This window comes from Desulfosporosinus nitroreducens (assembly GCF_023897015.1).
In the GTDB taxonomy this organism is placed as follows: Bacteria; Bacillota; Desulfitobacteriia; order Desulfitobacteriales; family Desulfitobacteriaceae; genus Desulfosporosinus; species Desulfosporosinus nitroreducens.
Genome location: NZ_JAMHFY010000001.1, coordinates 91,076 through 110,621 on the forward strand (window position 1 = coordinate 91,076; position 19,546 = coordinate 110,621).

A 19,546-nucleotide genomic window follows, 5' to 3' on the forward strand; every position below is an offset into this window, starting at 1 on the left:
TTCACCTCCCAATGAATAATTTGTTTAGTTACGCAACTGCTTAGGTATAATATATTCCTTTTCGGTTAAGTTTGTCAACCACTTTATCAACAATAATAGTATAAATTATCTTTTAGGTGTTGATAATATAAACATGGTTGCATATAATACAAGTTAGGAGTGGACTAATAAATAATGCAAAGCAAAACCTTTGATCAAAACAAGTTCGCCGAAAGGCTAATGCAACTAATGTCCGACAATAACGATACTATTTATAGCCTAGCGGAATTCCTCCATTTGAGTCCTTCGGCAATTAGCCGATATACCTCTGCTACCATGACGCCTAAGATCCTCACTATCGAAGCGATTTCCGCTAAGTATGGCGTTAGTCCTGCATGGTTGATGGGTGCTGATGTGGACAAGTACCCAGAGACTGTCAAGTTATCTAAGCAAATCCCAGTTATGGGTACGATTGCAGCCGGACAACCCATATTGGCTCGACAGAATATTGAAAGCTTTGAATACGTTCCCGAGGATGCGAATGTAGATTTCTGCCTTAGGGTCAAGGGAGACAGTATGACTGGAGCAAGGATACTAGATGGTGATGTGGTTTTCATAAGGCAACAACCAGACGTAGAAACCGGAGAGATAGCAGCTGTTATGATTGATGGTGAGGCAACGCTAAAACGTGTTTACAAAATCAATGGAACCGTTATATTAAGGCCAGAAAATCCTAACTATCAAGATCAAGTGTACTCAAAGAAGGATATGAAGGATGTCGTCATATTGGGTAAGGCAATAAGATTTCAGTCGGAGGTGAGATAAGTGGCAAGTATAGTTAGACGGCCTAACGGAACATACCAAGCAACGATTTGTTTTGGAGTTGATCCTGAAGGAAAACGAGCGAGGAAATACCTAACAAGGAAAACCCTTAAGGAGATCAAGGATGCTGTTTTCGAGATTGAATTAGAACGAAAATTAGAGATTGGGGATGGCGTAAATGGCAAGCATAAAAAAACGCCCCAACGGGACGTATCAAGCGACGATCTATGTAGGGCGCGATGAAAACGGAAAACAGTTATTCGAGTATGTTACCAAGCCGACCCTAAAGGAGTGCAAGGCGGCCGCCAGAGAGATTGAGCAGGAGCTTGTAGATGGTGCATTGATTACAGTTAAGAATATTAGGATTGCTGAGTATATCAAGAATTGGCTTGAGATCCACAAAAACAATTATAGCCCAAGTACGTATGTATTGTACTTAGGCTATTTGAAAAATCACTACAAACCATATTTTAAGCAAATGAAATTTAAGGATTTAGAGGAAATACACATCAAAGAGTTTCGCGGTAAGTTACTCGGAAAAATGTCACAGACCAGCACCAGAAGAGTATTATCTTGCCTTAGGCCGATCCTGCATGACGCTCTGAAAAACAAAAGCCCAATGAAGGAAATTAAGCTGCCTAAAGAAGACAAGGTTGACTATTCGGATGTCCCGACTCCTGAAAAATTTAGAGCGATCCACGACTCAGTGCGTGGAACAAGGGATGAACCAATTATACTTCTTGCTGGTTGGTGCGGTTTAAGGAGAGAGGAAATATTTGCGCTTAAGCCAAATGACCTGGACTTTATAAACAACACCATACAAATTGATGAGGCTTATGTGATTAATGATCAGGGAGAGTATCAAATCAAAACAACAAAATCAGAGAATGGGCTTCGTGAAGTAGCGGCTCCACCATACCTTATGGATCTTATAAAGATAGTCATACGAGATGGATTTGCCCTAAGAAAGAAGGAGCGCAAGGTAATTGAAATAACCGACAAGAAAGATAATAACGACAAACTTATATTCCCGATGCGTCCAGACAGTTACACCAGCTATCTGGCAAAGCTCGTAAAAAACAAAAAAATACCGAAGACTCGATTGCACTTTCTCCGGCATTATCACGCCACTTGGCTATACGAAAATGATGTACTAGATCATTTAGCAGCCGAGCGACTTGGACACGATATTAGAGTTTTAAAAGCAGTTTATCAGCACCTTGGAGTAAACAAAAAAGAAAAATTAAATAGAAAAATTATTGACCTTCAACAGGCAGAAGGTAGCCAACGATAAGTTAGATACATTTTATAGTAGACCGATCAAAAGGTCTATTATTTTTTGTTAGGCATTTGTTGGGCATTCGCAGTACTTCTAGCCTAACAAAGAACCCTAAGACCGTTGATATTACTGGTCGGAGCGACATGATTTGAACATGCGACCTCTACCACCCCAAGGTAGCGCTCTACCAAGCTGAGCCACGCCCCGATTAATGCCCTCTTGTTAAGGCTTTTAAAGGATACCATATTTACTCCAAAATCGCAACCCTAAGTTTGACCGATAACTTCAATTTTTCTTACTCCAACGATTTCCCCAAGCCCAGTCAAAAGGTTCTCCGGAGTATCCGCCATTCCAGCAGTTTCTATGGAAATCGAGACATTGGCAACTCCCTGCAAGGGGATCCCTTGGTTAATCGTAAGAACGTTACCCTTTACTGAGGCAATAAAGTTAAGAACGTGAGAAAGCACACCTGCTTTGTTTTCTAGAATCAAGGAAATCGTAACGATTCTTTCACGACTAGCCTCGTAAAACGGAAATACGCCATCCTTGTATTTATAGAAAGCGCTTCGGCTAAGCCCTACACGCTCCACAGCTTCATTAATTGTCTCGCAATCTCCTTTTACAAGGAGTTCTTTCACCTGCGCAGTCTTTAAAATGGCCTCCGGCAAAATATTTTTACTGACAATTAAAAAATCGTTAGTCTTGCCAGCCACTAAATCGCCCCTATCTAACTCTTCTAACCTTACCCGATAATAATGATTTATGCATATTATATGTTAATTTGTGTGAGTATTGCAAGAACATTCAATTCTTAATAAGCAAGAGGTAATTTATTAAATCTAATTATTGTCCAAACCTGAACTGACAAGCACCCCATCTAGGATTTTTGCGCCCCGGCCTTGGGGCAGAACCGTTACTGGGTTTATATCAAGACTGAGTAGATTCTCTCCTGCCTCTACTGCTAATTGACTGACTCCAAGCAATATTTCTACTAAAGCCTCTTTGTCTGCTGGTTGTCCGCCCCTGACACCGTTTAAGAGAGCACCTCCTTTGATCTGATTCAACACCTCAAGGGCATCTTCACGACTTAAAGGTGCTGGTTTTAATACGATATCTTTAAACACCTCTACAAAGATCCCACCGAGACCAAACATGATTTGAGTACCTAAAACCGGGTCCCTCTGAAGCCCAATGATTGCCTCTACTCCTGCCGGAACTTGTTCCTGCATTAAGATTCCATTGATTTTGGCTTGAGGATTGTAATTTAGGGCCTTTTTCATTATTTCATTAAACGTGGCTTCTACGCTTTGTGCTGAGTTAATATTTACTGCAACTCCTCCTGCTTCAGTTTTATGCAAAATATCAGGAGAGTCAATTTTCATCACTACCGGGTAGCCCATTTTTTCAGCAATAGCTACAGCTTCTTCCGCGCTCTTAGCAACATATTCTTTAGTAACTGGAAGCCCATATAGTTCTAATAATTCCTTTGTAGCATGTTCACTTAAGGCTTTGTTACTTTCTTTAAGGGCATTTTGGACTTTGGTTTGCCTGGAGATGTTTATTTTTTCTGCAACGGTTGTTTTCCAGCCATTTTTAAATCTGGCATAGTTGTATAAAACCCCCATAACTTTAGCCGCCCGGGCTGGAGAGTGATAGAGGGGGACACCCGCATCCTTTAGGACATCAAATCCTGGCTTAGCTACTTGCCCTACACTCCAGCAGACGACTAGGGGTTTATCTGTCTCTAAAGCCGCTTCGGCAACGTCACGGCCGATTTTTTCTGCCAATTTCCCAGTAGCCATAGTTATAGCAACGATCAGCATATCTAGTTCATCTGACTCCAAGAGAATTTTTAGACATTTCTTAAACTCTTCTCCCTCGTTTAGAGATTGGGCAGTGACATCAACTGGATTTTGAGCGCAACCAAAGGCCGGAATGACCTTGCGCACCTCTTCTTGCAATGCTTCGCTTAATTGCGGTACTTGCAACCCAACTTCTTCTAAACGATCTGCCAGCAAGATACCAACTCCACCTGACATTGTTACAATACCCAACCTAGCTCCTTTAGGCAATTTTCCGGGCACAAAGGCCTGAGCCAAGTCGATAATATCATCACTGTCTTTGGCCTGTATGATGCCCATTTTATCAAAGTAGCTTTTGTAGGCGGCTCCTGAGCCGGTTAAGGCTGCCGTATGAGTAGCGGCTGCTTTTTGACCACTGGCAGAATTGCCAACTTTTAAGGCAATAATTGGTTTACCTGCCTCGGCAGCCTTTTCAATTGTTCTTTTAAAGGTCTCTCCATCCCTTAAACCTTCCAAATAGGTTAAGATTACTTTAGTACTCGGATTCTCCACCAAATATGCCAGACCTTCACTAACAGTTACATCTGCTTCATTGCCAGTAGTGATAACATAATTTACTCCAACACCAGCATCTTGCAGTAGATTAAACAGCAGAAAACCAACAGCCCCACTCTGAGATACTAAAGCTACCGGGCCCTCCTTGATGCTGTCTAGTTCCATCGAGGCACTGAAAGAAGCGATCAGCCCTGTAGATACATTAAGGACACCCAGGCAATTTGGACCTATCAGGCGCATCTGGAATTCTTGGGCGATCTTGATAATTTCTTCTTGGATTTTCTTACCTTCTGACCCGGTTTCAGAAAATCCAGATGAAAAAATGACAGCCCTTTTAATCTTTTTGGCACCGCAATCCCTTAAAATTCCCGGCACCCGCGCTGCGGCCACAGCAATCAGAGCTAAATCTACTAGTTCTGGAATTGCGTCAACCGAAGGATAACAAGGCAACCCCTCAATTTCTCTGTACTTTGGATTTACCGGATAAATCTGGCCCTGATACTTATGCTTTAGTAAATATTTAAGGATTTTACCATTAATAGTTTTAAAATCCTGGCTAGCTCCTATAATAGCAACCCCTGTTGGCTCCGTAAAATAATCCATTTCCTCTGTCCCCCTCTCGGAAGTCACAACATTCGGACATTTAACAACCTACCGATATTTTGTCAGGCTGTTAAGCAGCCCGTTAGTATCCTTTCCATAAGTTTGATCTGTAAAATTATTGCAAACATAACTTTATTAATTACTACACATTAATACTCTCAGCCTTTACTGAATTACGCTGATACCGTTGCCAGAGGAATACAATTATCAATACCGAAATACCCACTGTATCTGTTATCAATCCCGGCTTAATCAATCCAAGGGCTGCTACAAACAAGAATATTCTTTGGATAACATTCGTTGTTCTTAGCATATAGCCTTGTACCGCACAGGCTAGCGTAATAATCCCAATACTTGCCGTTACAGCCGCCAACAGAATCTCACCCAGACTTCCCTGGGCAATTAAGGCGGGTGAATAAATCCATATAAAAGGGATTAGAAATCCAGCGGATGCCAGACGAGCTGCTGCCCACCCCGTTCGACTTGGACTGGCTCCGGCAATCCCGGCTCCTGTAAAGGCAGCCAAGGCTACAGGGGGGGTAACATTCGAGATGTTGCCAAAGTAGAATACGAACAGGTGAGCGGCCAACGGAGCAATCCCCAGTTTCAGGAGAGCCGGGGAGGCTATAGTAGCTCCCACAATGTAAACCGCAGTGGTCGGCATTCCCATGCCCAGAATGATGGCGGTAATCATCGTCAAGACTAAGGTTGCAAACAAGTTTCCGTGAGCAAAGGCAATCATATTGTCTCCCAGCGTTATGCCCAGGCTCGTCAGTGAGGATACTCCGACGATAAACCCGACGACCGCTGTGGCTATCGCTACACCCACACTCCCTTTCGCCCCCATTTCCAGGGCCATTAGTAGCCCGCGCCAACTCATTCGTGTCGTTTTCCGCAAGAAGCTGGCCCCAATGGCTGTCAAAATCCCGTAAAAGGCTGCAAACGTTGGGGTTACCCCTTTCATCAGCAGATAAACAATCGCTATCAGGGGCAATATGAGATGACCCCGCTCTTTCATGACCACTCCCATTATCGGCAATTTGTCACGCGACACGCCCACTAATCCCGTCTTAACGGCTTCTAGATGCACCATCGTAAAGACCGCTAAGTAATAGAGAAACGCCGGTATTAACGCTGCCAGCATTATGTCCTTATAAGGGATATTTAAGAATTCTGCCATGATAAACGCCGCTGCTCCCATGACTGGAGGCATTAACTGACCGCCGGTGGAAGCGACGGCTTCCACCGCCCCCGCAAAGTGAGGCTTATAACCAATGTTTTTCATCAAGGGGATGGTAAAGGCACCGGTTGTCGCTACGTTAGCCACCGCGCTGCCACTGATGGTTCCCATGATTCCGCTCGCAAATACGGCAACCTTGGCTGGCCCGCCCGGTGAGGTTCCCGCCATGGACATTGACGCATCATTAATCAATTTGGCCATGCCCGTTTCCCCAAGGAAAGCACCAAATAATACAAAGAGAAAAATAAACGTGGCCGACACACCAAGTGCAACACCGAAGATCCCTTCTGAACCCAGATACATATGGGCAATAATCCGATTCAGGCTGAAACCGCTGTGCCCAAAGGTCCCTGGGATGTATTCTCCGAAGTAGGCATAGAGGAGAAACAGTACGCCAAGGATCGGCAACTCTTTGCCAAGGGCCCGACGTCCCGCCTCTAGGACTACCAAGATGCCTAACGCGCCCATGATGTAATCCCGGGTTATCGGCAGACCTCCACGCATGGCTAATTGCTCATTGGCGAAGACCATGTAGAGACCCGTTACAATACTAAGCGCGACCATTGCCCAGTCCGTAATGCCCGGTTTGTTACGCATCCCTTTCCTGTGGGCCGGATACAGCAGGAAGATCAGCACCATGACAAAGGTTAGGTGAACAGAGCGCAATTTAATGGCCTCCAGCGCCCCAAAACCCGCTACCCACAAATGAAAAAGAGAAAATGAAACAGCGATCGCCGAAACCAATAACGCAAGTTTTGTCCGGGGCATAAACTTCCGGAATTGAGATTCCTTATCGTACTTTTCCAAGAATTCTTGGACGACTTCCTCTGAGGCAATTCCATCCGCTGATAATCTCTCAACTTGGTTATCATCACTCGTTCCTTCCCGGACCTTCATGTCCGGTTCACCCCCTTCCTTACTTCACTCACTTCATAATCCCAACTTCTTTGAAGTATTTAATGGAACCAGGATGCAAGGGCAGAGGACCCATCCCTTTATTAGAGTCTTCTTTCTTAATGTTCTTGGTGATGGAGTGGGCATTCAACAGATCCGGCAGGTTTTCATAAATACCTTTCGTAAGATTATAGACTAAATCTTCGCTGAGATCAGCCCGTGTAAGTAGTAGATTAGCTAAGGCTACGGTGTGTACCTCTTCATCCTGTCCCTTGTAGGTTCCCTTGGGAATGACCACCTCATAGTAGAAGGGATATTGGGTGACAATCTCTTTAATCATCTCCGGTTCAAGGGAAATCAGCTTAATGTCAATAGAGTTAGAGACATCCATAATCGCCGCTAAGGGCATGGCACCGGAGAAGTTAGCAGCATCGACTTGCTTATTTTTTAACAATTCGCTCGCCTCAGTAAATCCAACGTAATCCGCTTTCACATTGCTCTTATCCGTCTCCCAAAAATTGAGCCCATAAGCCCCCAAGACTTCTTTAGAGTTGGTTACAGTCCCGCTTCCGGTTGCCCCTGGAGCAAATCTCTTGCCTTCGAGATCCTTGAGCGAGTTGATTCCGGAATCCTTACGTACGACAATTTGAGTCACATTAGGATATAAGAACGTCATACCGCGCAGATCCTTGTTAGCCCGTCCCTTAAATGTATCCTGACCTTCATAAGCGTACACAGCCACATTGGCCATAGTAAAAGCTACTTCGACTTCCTTTTGTTGCAAGAAATTCATATTAGCAGCGCTTGCCTCGGTTGACTGAGCTGAAGCTTTAACGCCTGGAACCTTGTCCGACCAAATTTTAGCTAAGGCATTTCCTATTGGGTAATAAGCACCCGAAGTCGTCCCCGTAGCAATGTTCACTTTTTGAATCTTCGCGGTCGTCTGACCATCGCCCGTGGAACTGGTGCTTCCACACCCCGTCAGAGCCAGAGTTATAATGATAACCATAATTAACGCCAGTTTTTTGTGCATTTTAGATTCGCCCTCCTCCTATAATTTTTCCCTCTTAAACTTTGGATAAGTAAACCTAGCTTTTATCACCTCCTTCCTTGATTATTGAAACTTATATCAATAACACCAATATACGGTATTATTTCCCCAATTCTGCTATGCTAGTTCCGATTATCGGAACAATGTTCCTTGATAAAATTATATCACACCCCTCTTTTTAAAGTCTATATATTTTACTAGTATTTTCTAAATTTTCATTATCTTTGCTATTATCTAATTGTTCTGACTCAGTTCAACTTTCTCCATCTTCTTGGGAGAAATAATCTCAATAAGCAATATCGACATAAACTTAACAAACGAGGGCGTATAAAAGTCGCTCTTCGCTACTTCCATACGCCCTTCATTGATGTCTAAAATTCTTTAAGGCACTTTTCTCATAAGTAGATAGCGCCTGCTGCAACAGGTCTTTCTATAATGTAAAAGAGATTTTAGAGGGTATTTTTTTAAATCTTCTGCTCATTCTGCCTTCTTCTCCGACAAAGGTGTTAAAGGGTCCGAGCTGTTCATCTTTCTGAAAAGGAAACCATCCCTGATTACAGGTCAGACAAATACATTCGGTTCTATTGTAACCCACAAAACCAAAAACCGGACCGAGTGGACCACAAACACAAGTGGCTAATAACGCCCGGATGATCGCATAACCATACTTATGATAGACATAATTCTCCGATTTACATTTGGGGCATCTGCTATATATTCCTGGAGCTCCAACCTCACAGTTCTGACAATGATGAGAATTTTCTAAGACAGTCTTGCCACAGGCTCTGCAATTTTGTTCTTTACTTGTAACTTGATACATACGCATAACTCCTTTTTCACCAGAAATCCTGCCGCATGTGGTTTTAAAAGTTCCCGCCCTTTAGCCCTCGTATCAGGTTTCTTAGCGGGCTGTATTTTACCAGCTCGCTTTATTAATCCAAAGAAGACTCCCACTTCTTGTAAGTGGGTGTTCCTTATTCTGCTTCGGTGCAGAGTCCATCCTACGCCGCGAATGTATTCGTCTGTGCATATGCGCCTTCGGCATAAGTCTATCCTCAGCGCAATTGTATTCGTTACGGGCCGTGCGCTTTCGGCGATAATCTCCACCGGAGACTATCGTACCGGAGACTTATGCCACCGACGTCTCGATGTTCAGCTTTAACTGAACGAGTTCACTCATGCTTTAAACAAATTAATTATCTCTTACCGTGCTTTTATTTACATATACATCCATATAATCTTTAATGGTTCTCGGAGTTATCATTTGATGTATTGGGCAAATCGATTTTGGATTTTGATAGACTCCTCCCACGAATGCCTGAATATAATTACGTAATGCCGGCATCTTAACGATTTCATCAACGAAACCTTTCTTAGCACAGAATATCGGTCTGGATTTTTCAGCATAATCCTGAATCAAGGCATTCATCTTAGCAATGGTACCATCCAAAGATTTACCATCGTCTTGATCTTTAACCAGTCTGCGTGAATACATAGCTGCGGCAGCAGTTTCCCCATGCATTACGTTTATCTCTGTCGCTGCAGTACCAATACTAAAAGCATTGGCAGCACCTTGAGGTCCACCTAAAACATAGTGAGCTGCAGCGGTACCTTTTCTGAGGGTAATTTCCATCTGAGGAATATCAGTATTCTGGATAGAATAAATTAGAGACTGTCCTAAACCAAGCAGTTCCGCAGACTCCGCAGTATCCCCAACATCAATACCCGTTGTATCCTGAATCCAGACTATCGGCAGTTTGTCACGATTACACAGTGTCACAAATTCGCTCATCTTGATCAAGCCCTGACGATAGAGCTTACCACCAACACCTATATAATCTTTGGTATATTCCGGATAGTTCTTCAATATCCCCTGTTTGTTAGCAACGAAACCGCAGACTAAACCATCGATTTTGGCTATCCCAGTATACATTTCCAAGCCATAGTCAGGCTTATATTCCATATGTTCGCTGTTATCAAAGAGACGGGCCAATACTTCGTATATATCGTAAGCTCTCTTCTGATTAGTAAGAACAATAGTACGAAGATCTTCGCCAGCAAATTTAGGTTCGGCAGGATCAGCAACTCTAAAGAATTCCGGATTATAGGCAGGCAGTGCTCCCACATACTTTTTAATAGCGTCCAGAACGGCTTCTTCACTTTCAGCTACTTCACGAAAGAAACCAGTAACCCCATGGTGAATTTCCACTCTCCCGGGAGGAGTTGATTTAAATCCGCGTGTTGCATCAATCAGTGATTGAGCAGCTTCTTCATCGACATAACCCTTCGGGCTCATACCTCCAACGATTCCGGCACCGCCTACAGCCATGTTAGCCTTTTTATGAGCGATAAGAATAGTTGGGCTGATGCTATGATAGCCGCCACCAGCTGGATTAGTTCCGTAGATACCTACGATAACCGGCAGACCTAACTGTTCCAGTTCATTATGTCTATAGAATGGAGTCCCTCCACCGATACGGTTAGGGTATACTTCTTCTTGATTGCTCAGCTTAACACCACTACAGTTCAATATCCATACTAAAGGCAGATTCATTCTCTTAGCCATGTCAGTCACTCTGGTAATATTATCGGCCTGTCCCGGAATCCAAGCACCTGCCAAATATTTGTTATCAGAAGCAATCACGACTACCCATTTACCGTTAACTTTTCCAATTCCATCGATAACCCCGGTAGTACCCTCTTCGTTGGCAGTAGGATCATATATTGTATGGAGCGGGCACCAAGTACCAGGCTCAACTAAGTAGTCAATACGCTGCCATGCAGTCCATTCTCCCCCGGCATTCACCTTTTCGCTTGGTTTTCCACCAGTTTTAATCCGATTAACCTCAGCATCAACTTCAGCTTCCACCGCTAACAGTTCTTCGGCATTTTTCGTGTTTACCTTTTTTATGGGATTACCCAGATCGTCCATTTTTGCAAAATATCTAGGCATAGAATATCCGAATTCACTCACTAATTAACACTCCTTTCAAGTACAAAATACTGCTTAAATTAGTGTGCATAAGCAATCACTTTAAGTGTCATTTAGATATAAAGGTAGAGGAAGCTGAATATCCATTCAACTTCCAATCTTTGCACCCATTATCTAAAAGAACTATTCCAGTACAACTAGTACATCACCTTCGGTGACTTGCTGACCTTCTTTAACGTTGATTTCTTTTATAACGCCATCTTCGGGTGCAAATATAGGATTTTCCATTTTCAAAGCTTCGAGAATGATTACTTCGTCATCTTCCGCAATAGTGTCTCCCACCTTAACAAGGATTTTCCAGACTTTACCTGACATTGGGCATTCAATGTTTGCCATTTTAAATCTTCCTCCTTTTAAAATTTTTTCTCTTTATACTAAAGTTAAGGATTAACCCTGTACGCAGTTTTTTTGCATATGTTCGCTGCAAACATATATCGTGCAGTTGATCAGATAACCTCCTTAACCTCAGGAACAAATATTGGGTCACTTCAATACGCTGAGAAACATACCTGCTGCTACCGCAGTACCAATAACACCTGCTACGTTCGGACCCATGGCGTGCATCAAAAGATAGTTCTTCTTATCCGCTTCAGAACCCATTTTATGAGCTACACGAGCTGCCATAGGCACAGCTGAAACACCGGCAGCACCAATTAATGGATTGATTTTCTCTTTAAGGAACAGGTTCATTAAATGCGCTAACCCTATACCACAGGCCGTTGCACAACAAAATGCTACCGAACCTAGAATAAATACGCCGATAACCTTGGTTGTCAAAAACACTTCTGCAGGCATAGTAGCACCAACAGATATTCCTAAGAATATGGTGACTATATTCATCAATTCATTTTGTGCTGTTAGACTCAAACGATCGACCACCCCGGATTCCCTCATCAAATTACCGAAACAGAACATACCCATCAAGGCAGCGGCATCTGGTACAACCAAGGTGATAACAATAACCGTAATAATAGGGAAGAATATTTTTTCCAGTTTGGATACCTTACGCAAGGATTTCATGCGGATCTTTCTTTGAGCTTCAGTGGTAAGTAATTTCATCACAGGCGGTTGAATAACCGGTACCAGAGCCATATAGGAGTAGGCAGCCACCGCACAGATACCCATCATTTCCGGAGCTAGTTTAGACGCTAGGAAAATAGTGGTCGGGCCGTCCGCACCTCCGATAATTCCGATGACAGCCGCCTGGTCAATATTGAAACCCAAAGCTAAAGCTCCAAAGAAGGTGACATACACCCCTCCTTGAGCACCAGCACCCAGCAGCAGAGTCTTTGGATTGGCAATCACCGGACCAAAATCGGTCATGGCTCCAATGCCTAGAAAGATGAGGGGAGGAATTATGGCCCACTCCTCGCCATAATGGTAGAAACGCCAAAGCAGTCCTTCTCCGGGCGTCATAATTTCTGAGGGCAGATTAACTAAAAGGATACCAAAGGCTATTGGTAATAACAGCAGGGGTTCAAAACCCTTATTAATAGCAAGATAAACAAATGTTAACGCAATCACCCACATGACGAAATTACCCCAATAGAGGTTGTCAAAAGCCATGGACGTCCACATTCCTTGTAATAGCTCCATTTTCTAATCTCCTTTCTTTAACTAATTTGTTTAGTATAATTACGCCTATAACTCCTGTTTTTCTTGTTTCTTCTCTAAAGCTATTGCAAGTTTTGAGCTCAATTTAATCATTATCAGTAGAAATGTCATAACTAAAAACACTCCAGATATTCCTGAGATAAAAGTAGTTAGTGCCAATGACATTCACTTCCCCCCTTTCATGCATTAATCAAAGGTCATTAGTCTTTTAAGCCAAGCATCTCTTAAACCATTAAACGCTGAGGATCCATTTTAAAATCACTATTCTTACAAATCCACCCAGTGCAATGTGATCATAGTCATCACTTTGCTTTTATAACCCACACGGCTCTCTCCAATTTATATAAACAACCCCTTTTCAAAATTGGTTCTTCGTCTGAATTATTCAGCCTTGCTCCATTGTTATTGTTTCGGCTCAATAGGAGCAACGCAATTGGAGCAATTCATGACAGTTTTCTTCTAGCTTCACCACCTAATCCATCATTTTCAGTCCAATGTGATCCTGTTAGTGTATATTGCAATATACATGCCAATTTATCAGATTATTTAGTTTAATTATCTTTCTGCAAGTTAGTTGGTAAAAGACTATCCTTATCGATTTTAAGAAAACAGGCTGGCTCCAAGGCGCAGGCGATCGGCCTCAGTTCCACTTATACTCTGACCATGGACCGTCGAATTTCCCTGCCGCATGACTCGGACATGGATGTTCGAGGTTAGTGCACCGCCATAGATACCAAGGGGCGTGATGGCGAAGAGGGACCTTCCAGAAACGTCATACTTTCTGACCAGTATAAAGAAAAGAGCATCCTGATCGGATGCTCTTTTTCACAAAACTGTATTAACAAATGATTTTCGCTCAATAATTTCAATTAATTGCTGAAACCATCTTCCCAGTCATCATGCCCTGGGCTTTTTAAGAATGTAATCTCCTCAACTGTTGTGTTTTCAGGACACATCTCCTGCAATCAATAAAGGACAATGAACAGGTCTTTTAACGTTCTACAATCATGGCGATCCCTTGACCTCCACCTATACACAATGTGGCTAATCCACGACGGGCATTTTTACGTTTCATTTCGTGCAACAATGTTACTAGAATACGAGTTCCAGAAGCACCCACAGGATGACCGATAGCAATCGCTCCACCGTTTACATTCGTCTTCGCCATATCAAGTTGTAACTCTTTAGCAACTCTTAAAGTTTGAGAAGCAAATGCTTCATTGGCCTCCACAAGATCAATATCTTCAATTTTCAGTCCCGCTTTTTCTAATGCCTTACGGCTAGCCGGGATGGGGCCAGTTCCCATAATTAAGGGATCTACACCTGCTGAACCCCATGATGTGATGGTAGCAAGAGGGGTTAATCCCAGCTCCAAAGCCTTCTCTTTGGCCATAACGACGACAGCAGCCGCCCCGTCATTGATCCCCGAAGCGTTCCCGGCAGTAACGGTTCCCTCCTTTTTGAAAGCGCCTTTTAGTTTGGCAAGAGCTTCATAGGTTGCATCAAAACGTGGAAATTCATCCTGCGAGATAACGAGGGGATCTCCTTTGCGTTGCGGAATGGACACGGATACAATTTCCTCTTCAAATTTCCCGGCTTTAATAGCCTCCTCGGCACGATTTTGACTGGAGACTGCATAGTGATCTTGTTCATCTCGAGAAATACTAAACTGTTCTGCGATGTTTTCAGCCGTTAAGCCCATATGAATATTGTTCATGGCATCAGTTAATCCATCAATAATCATAGTATCAATCAAGCTGCTATTACCCATCCGATACCCTGTACGTGCTTTGGGAAGCGCATAAGGCGCTAAGGACATGCTCTCCATCCCGCCTGCAATAACAATATCAGCGTCCTCAGAGATAATGGCCTGGGCAGCACAAACAACAGATTTAATTCCGGATCCGCATACTTTATTAAGTGTCCATGAAGGAACCTCCTGTGGAATTCCGGCTTTAATAGACGCTTGACGAGCGGGATTTTGTCCTAGCCCGCCTTGCAACACGTTACCCATAATAACCTCATCAACCTGATCAGCAGTAATACCGGCTCTCTTCATCGCTTCCCTAATAGCAATCGCACCTAAATCAGCTGCCGAGATCTGCCCTAAGGCGCCTAAAAAAGAACCCACAGGTGTCCGAACAGCACTTACGATAACAACTTCTCTCATTTATAATCAACTCCTTCATAATGTTCGACTCGAGTTAGACATTCCCATTTAACCTAGAAAACGTTATTAACACCCTTTAAAATCTGGTTTACGTCGCTCTAAAAAGGCTGAGCAGCCCTCTTTTTGATCAAGTGTGCTGAACGTGAGGCCGAAAACCTCTGCTTCGTAAGCTTGTCCGCTGTCAATATCTATGTTTTTTCCACGCTGGACGGCACTTTTGCTTAGCTGTACAGCTGCGGGAGCACGCCCAGCAATACGGTTGGCAAGCTTTAGTGCTTCTTCTATAAGGGTTTCTAATGGATAGACATGATTTACCAAGCCGATGCGATAAGCTTCTTGGGCGTCAATGATGTCCCCTGTAAATAGCAACTCGCTAGCCCGTCCGGCACCAACAAGGCGAGGTAAACGCTGAGTGCCTGCAAATCCGGCCGTAATTCCCAGAGTTACTTCTGGTTGACCAAATTTTGCGGTTTCACTCGCTAAACGGATATCACAGGCCATGGCTAACTCGCATCCACCTCCCAAGGCGAATCCATTAACTGCGGCGATTACCGGTTGAGACAGAAGTTCAAGCTTACGAAACGTTGTTTGCCCTAATTGAGCGAACCGTCTGCCTTCTAAAGCGTTAAGCTCTTTCATCTGAGCTATGTCTGCCCCCGCAACAAAGGCCTTCTCTCCACTTCCTGTGAGTATCACCACTTTGACACTGGAGTTCTTCTCTAGCTCATCAAGCACAGAAGAGAGTTCCATCAGTGTGTCTTCATTCAAGGCATTTAAGGCTTTAGGCCGGTTAATAGTTAAAATGGCGACAGCACCCTTTTGTTTTAAGATGAGATTATTATACTCCATGGTTTGTCCTCCTCGTTATACTAAGTTTCACTAACTTAATATCATTTGATCCGGGAGATCTTCCACTAAACATTAAACAAGATATTGAATTTATAATTAAGCCTGGTAGTTATAAAAACCTCGACCGGATTTCCGTCCAAGCCAGCCGGCTTTGACGTACTTACGAAGTAACGGGCAGGGGCGATATTTATCCCCTAGCCCTTCATGCAGAACTTCCATAATGGATAAGACGGTATCCAGTCCAATTAGATCTGCTAACGCTAATGGACCCATGGGGTGATTCATCCCTAACTTCATAACATTATCGATTGCTTCCACCGAAGCTATGCCCTCATTAAGTGTACAGACAGCTTCATTGAGCATGGGGATTAAAACCCGGTTGGCAACAAATCCGGGGGCATCATTGACTTCCACTGGCGTTTTGCCCATTTTCTCACTTAAGGTTTCTATCGTTTTATAAACTTCGTCGCTGGTGGCCAAGCCACGAATAACTTCGACGAGCTTCATAACCGGAACCGGGTTCATAAAGTGCATTCCAATCACTCGATCCGGACGTTTGGTAAAGGCTGCTATCTCAGTGATGGGTAATGAGGATGTATTGGTCGAAAGTATTGTGTGTTCAGGGCAAATGACGTCAAGCTGAGAAAACACTTGGGCTTTGATGGCCATATTTTCCACAGCGGCTTCGATAACTAAGTCAGCAGCTACCGCATCTTGCAGAGAGGTTGATTTAGTAATAAGACCAATTATAACCTCTTTATCTTCAGCAGTAAGTTTTCCTTTTTCAACACTGCGACTAAGGTTTTTCTGGATGATGCCGAGACCCCGTTCAACAAATTCATCCTTAATGTCATTTAAAATAACAGAGTAGCCTGCTTGGGCAGCAACTTGAGCGATTCCGCCCCCCATTTGTCCGGCCCCTATGACCATGATTGTTTTCATACTTGCCCCTCCACTTTCATTGTTCCAAGTCCTGATCCAAGTACTCATCTTTGGCTTTCAATAATTGCTAACTCATTCAGGACTACAGATTATAGTTTAATGCCTCAAGCCCTTGCTCTGCAAGGGCTTGAAATCGATCTTTGCCAGCTGTGGTTTCTATTATCGGACTTACCGATTGGGTTGGTAACCTAGTTCGATGCCCGCGATAATCTGCATATGAATGTTAGATGTCCCTTCCAGAGTTTCAAACTGCTTAGCGTCGCGGAGCCATCTGCCACAAGGATATTCAGTTGAATAACCATAGGAGCCATAAATTTTCATGGCCATGTTAGCACCATGAACGGCTGCAATACAACCGTACAGCTTAGCCATGGAAGTTGCTTGCTGGCTGGGCAAATTATTATCCTTTAACCAGGCAGCATGATAAACGAGGTATTTAGCTGCTTCATCTTCTAGTTTCATTTCAGCAAGTTGTGCTTGGATCATTTGAAACTTTCCAATGGATTGACCAAACTGAGTACGCTCATTGGCATATTGAACGGCACCTTCCAAGCAAGCTGCTGCAAGCGCTGCTGAACCAGTGGCGCAACCCATGCGAGTGTTGTTCAACATCCACATGCATATTAGAAAACCTTTATTTAGCGGACCTAAAAGGTTTTCCTTCGGAATCACAGCGTTTTCAAACACCAGTTCTGAGGTCGGTGCTGGCCACATACCGACTTTCGAGAGAATTGGGATTCTGGTAATGCCAGGGGTTTTATTGTAATCAACAATAAAACATGATAATCCTTTAACTCCCGCGCCCTTTTCTGTGACGGCGTAGAGAAGCCCGACATCAGAAGTGTGTCCTCCGGAAATCCACATTTTTGAACCATTCACTAACCAATGGTCTCCTTTGTCTTCGGCAAAGGTCTTCATACTAGCCACATCAGAACCAGTATTAGCTTCGGTTATAGCAAAACTCCCTACAAATGAACCATCTACCAGCCCCGGAATATACTTTTGCTTTTGCTCTTCTGTACCATATTGATTTATCGTCATAGCCGGACCCCAGCAATTGCCGCTGATTGCCAGTCTCCAAGAGGTATGAACCTTGGCTATTTCATACAGAGCCAGAACGCCTTCCATCCAACCCATGCCATTTCCGCCGTACTCCTCAGGTATACTCCAACCCAACATCCCCAAATCGCCCAATTTACTCAGAATTTCTCTGCGGTAATAGTGGTTTTCTTCATCCTCTTCGACAAAAGGAGCCAGTTCCTTCTGAGCAAAATTTCGAGCCATATCTTGTATCATTTGCTGATCTTCAGTTAATCCAAAATCCATAATTTCCACTCCCCGTTGCAATTTATTATTACACTTTAGCAATTTGCTTTCAGACGTAACGCAGGAATTTAATTCACAAGAATATTTAGCTCCTATCTCACCTCCGCCTATTTGTTAATGTGCTTTTGCCGTAAGTCTAAGGTTTTTAAAACATTTCATATAGTTACCTGCGCCACTGCTTTCCAATGATGAGGCAATACAATTGCAGTTCCTATCTTTGTATGAATATTGCAATAATTATGCCAACTATGATTTACTTGTTTAGCTGTGGGGGCAATCCCCCTGTCCGTCCGCAAAATTTTAATATTTACTCTTATTGTTAACTTCAAAACACCCAAAACCTGTTCTTTAAATTGTATGGTTAGGCGGACAGTTTCCGGTTTTACGAACACATTTACATCGTTGTTACAACTTAACTATTTGACGGCAAGCACATTAAGGTGATATTTTAATTTCAATTACTCTTGATCTAAGAAGGGGGATTTAGGTTTTTTATGGAACACAGGTCTATCGAAGAAGAGGCTTGCTTACCTCATAAGCACATTAGCCTGCTAGGCAAGGAAATATATTTATATCCAGAGCTAACTTCAACCAACAGTGTCGCAAGACAAATGGCTGTATCCGGAGCTGCCGAGGGCACCATAGTGATGTGCAGGTCCCAATCCGCCGGCCGTGGCAGGATGCAACGCCAGTGGCATTGCCCACCCGGTAAGGGGCTTTTGTTGTCCATGATATTAAGACCTCAAATCAGCGTGCAATTTGTGCCTCAGCTTACCCTTTTAACCGCAGTAGTTGTTGCCGAAACCATAAAAATAGTTACTGGCTGCGCGGCTGGAATCAAATGGCCTAACGACATCTTCATAAACGATAAAAAAGTCTGCGGCATACTTGCGGAGAGCAGTTTTTCCAAATCTAATTTCGAGTATATAATCATCGGCTTAGGTATAAATGTTAACTTAGGAATCCATCATCTCCCCTCGGATTGTCAGAAAACCAGCACTTCACTAAGCTTAGAACGGGGTGAAAACGTGTCCCGCGTCAAGCTTCTTAAACAGTTTATTATTAGCTGGGATGAACATATCCAGGGCTTTGTAAAAGCTGGACATCCCTATCTCCGCGACAAGTGGATTAAGAACAACGTTACATTAGGAGAAAACGTTATCGTTAACAAAGGCGACTCTTGCCTTCATGGGCTGGCCGTAGATATAAGTGAAAACGGAGGACTAATCGTGCGTTTGGCTGATGGATCACTGCAGGAGTTCCTCGCTGAAGATGTTAGTATAAGAAAAAGATTTTAATAGTCTTCTATTTAGATAAATACAACCTTGGCTGGCAATAATGCAGAAAATGCATTTTATAATGCTTAATTTTATAGTATAATTTAATTATTCAGAAAAAAGACTGGCATATGCTTAAGTATTGTAAACA

General features: G+C 43.2%; 17 protein-coding genes and 1 tRNA gene. 4 read left to right on the forward strand and 14 right to left on the reverse strand.

The window, feature by feature from the left end; genetic code table 11:
- Positions 1 to 174 precede the first annotated feature (174 nt).
- Genes M8E35_RS00700 through M8E35_RS00710 form a run of 3 tightly spaced genes read left to right on the forward strand, consistent with a single transcriptional unit; the run spans position 175 to position 2,095 of the window.
- Positions 175 to 804, forward strand: a complete 630-nt coding sequence (locus M8E35_RS00700) for a LexA family protein (RefSeq protein ID WP_252466775.1) — start codon at positions 175 to 177, stop codon at positions 802 to 804.
- Positions 805 to 1,044 carry a hypothetical protein gene (locus tag M8E35_RS00705; RefSeq protein WP_252466777.1) on the forward strand — a complete coding sequence of 80 codons (240 nt, stop codon included), beginning with the start codon at positions 805 to 807 and terminating at the stop codon, positions 1,042 to 1,044.
- The gene (locus tag M8E35_RS00710) at positions 980 to 2,095 is read left to right on the forward strand and encodes a site-specific integrase (protein ID WP_252466778.1); all 1,116 of its coding nucleotides are present in this window, start codon (positions 980 to 982) and stop codon (positions 2,093 to 2,095) included. The genes M8E35_RS00705 and M8E35_RS00710 overlap by 65 nt, the downstream gene beginning before the upstream one ends.
- 115 nt (positions 2,096 to 2,210) lie before the next feature.
- On the opposite strand, the gene M8E35_RS00715 is transcribed toward M8E35_RS00710, so the two are convergent.
- From M8E35_RS00715 to M8E35_RS00780, 14 genes are all read right to left on the reverse strand, one after another.
- Positions 2,211 to 2,287, reverse strand: a tRNA-Pro gene (locus M8E35_RS00715).
- A gap of 59 nt (positions 2,288 to 2,346) precedes the next feature.
- On the reverse strand, positions 2,347 to 2,793 hold the full coding sequence (locus tag M8E35_RS00720; protein ID WP_252466779.1) for an ACT domain-containing protein: 447 nt from the start codon (positions 2,791 to 2,793) through the stop codon (positions 2,347 to 2,349).
- A 126-nt stretch (positions 2,794 to 2,919) separates the two neighbouring features.
- A complete protein-coding gene (locus M8E35_RS00725; RefSeq protein WP_252466780.1) occupies positions 2,920 to 5,040 on the reverse strand; it encodes an acetate--CoA ligase family protein in 2,121 nt (706 codons plus the stop codon).
- 142 nt (positions 5,041 to 5,182) lie between these two features.
- Positions 5,183 to 7,177, reverse strand: coding sequence for a TRAP transporter permease (locus tag M8E35_RS00730; RefSeq protein WP_252466781.1), 1,995 nt, complete (start codon positions 7,175 to 7,177; stop codon positions 5,183 to 5,185).
- Positions 7,178 to 7,205: 28 nt separating this feature from the next.
- The gene (locus M8E35_RS00735; RefSeq protein WP_252466782.1) at positions 7,206 to 8,207 is read right to left on the reverse strand and encodes a TAXI family TRAP transporter solute-binding subunit; all 1,002 of its coding nucleotides are present in this window, start codon (positions 8,205 to 8,207) and stop codon (positions 7,206 to 7,208) included.
- 448 nt (positions 8,208 to 8,655) lie between these two features.
- Entirely contained in the window at positions 8,656 to 9,045 is a 390-nt protein-coding gene (locus M8E35_RS00740) for a hypothetical protein (protein ID WP_252466783.1), read from the reverse strand.
- A 372-nt stretch (positions 9,046 to 9,417) separates the two neighbouring features.
- A complete protein-coding gene (locus M8E35_RS00745; RefSeq protein WP_252466784.1) occupies positions 9,418 to 11,199 on the reverse strand; it encodes an acyl-CoA carboxylase subunit beta in 1,782 nt (593 codons plus the stop codon).
- A gap of 141 nt (positions 11,200 to 11,340) precedes the next feature.
- Positions 11,341 to 11,553, reverse strand: coding sequence for an acyl-CoA carboxylase biotin carboxyl carrier protein subunit (locus M8E35_RS00750; RefSeq protein ID WP_252466785.1), 213 nt, complete (start codon positions 11,551 to 11,553; stop codon positions 11,341 to 11,343).
- A 147-nt stretch (positions 11,554 to 11,700) separates the two neighbouring features.
- Complete coding sequence (locus tag M8E35_RS00755; RefSeq protein WP_252466786.1) at positions 11,701 to 12,813, reverse strand: sodium ion-translocating decarboxylase subunit beta; 1,113 nt, start codon at positions 12,811 to 12,813, stop codon at positions 11,701 to 11,703.
- A 45-nt stretch (positions 12,814 to 12,858) separates the two neighbouring features.
- Complete coding sequence (locus tag M8E35_RS00760) at positions 12,859 to 12,996, reverse strand: oxaloacetate decarboxylase subunit gamma (RefSeq protein ID WP_252466787.1); 138 nt, start codon at positions 12,994 to 12,996, stop codon at positions 12,859 to 12,861.
- 826 nt (positions 12,997 to 13,822) lie between these two features.
- Positions 13,823 to 15,001: an acetyl-CoA C-acetyltransferase gene (locus tag M8E35_RS00765; RefSeq protein WP_252466789.1), complete on the reverse strand. Its 1,179-nt coding sequence runs from the start codon at positions 14,999 to 15,001 to the stop codon at positions 13,823 to 13,825.
- Between the two features lie 66 nt (positions 15,002 to 15,067).
- Positions 15,068 to 15,850 (reverse strand): short-chain-enoyl-CoA hydratase, encoded by a 783-nt coding sequence (locus tag M8E35_RS00770; RefSeq protein ID WP_252466791.1) that lies wholly within the window; start codon positions 15,848 to 15,850, stop codon positions 15,068 to 15,070.
- 96 nt (positions 15,851 to 15,946) lie between these two features.
- Complete coding sequence (locus tag M8E35_RS00775; RefSeq protein WP_252466793.1) at positions 15,947 to 16,792, reverse strand: 3-hydroxybutyryl-CoA dehydrogenase; 846 nt, start codon at positions 16,790 to 16,792, stop codon at positions 15,947 to 15,949.
- Between the two features lie 168 nt (positions 16,793 to 16,960).
- Positions 16,961 to 18,118 (reverse strand): acyl-CoA dehydrogenase family protein, encoded by a 1,158-nt coding sequence (locus tag M8E35_RS00780; protein WP_252466795.1) that lies wholly within the window; start codon positions 18,116 to 18,118, stop codon positions 16,961 to 16,963.
- A 494-nt stretch (positions 18,119 to 18,612) separates the two neighbouring features.
- Here M8E35_RS00780 and M8E35_RS00785 point away from each other — a divergent pair, with 494 nt between their 5' ends.
- A complete protein-coding gene (locus M8E35_RS00785; RefSeq protein ID WP_252466797.1) occupies positions 18,613 to 19,416 on the forward strand; it encodes a biotin--[acetyl-CoA-carboxylase] ligase in 804 nt (267 codons plus the stop codon).
- The last annotated feature ends 130 nt before the right edge of the window (positions 19,417 to 19,546 follow it).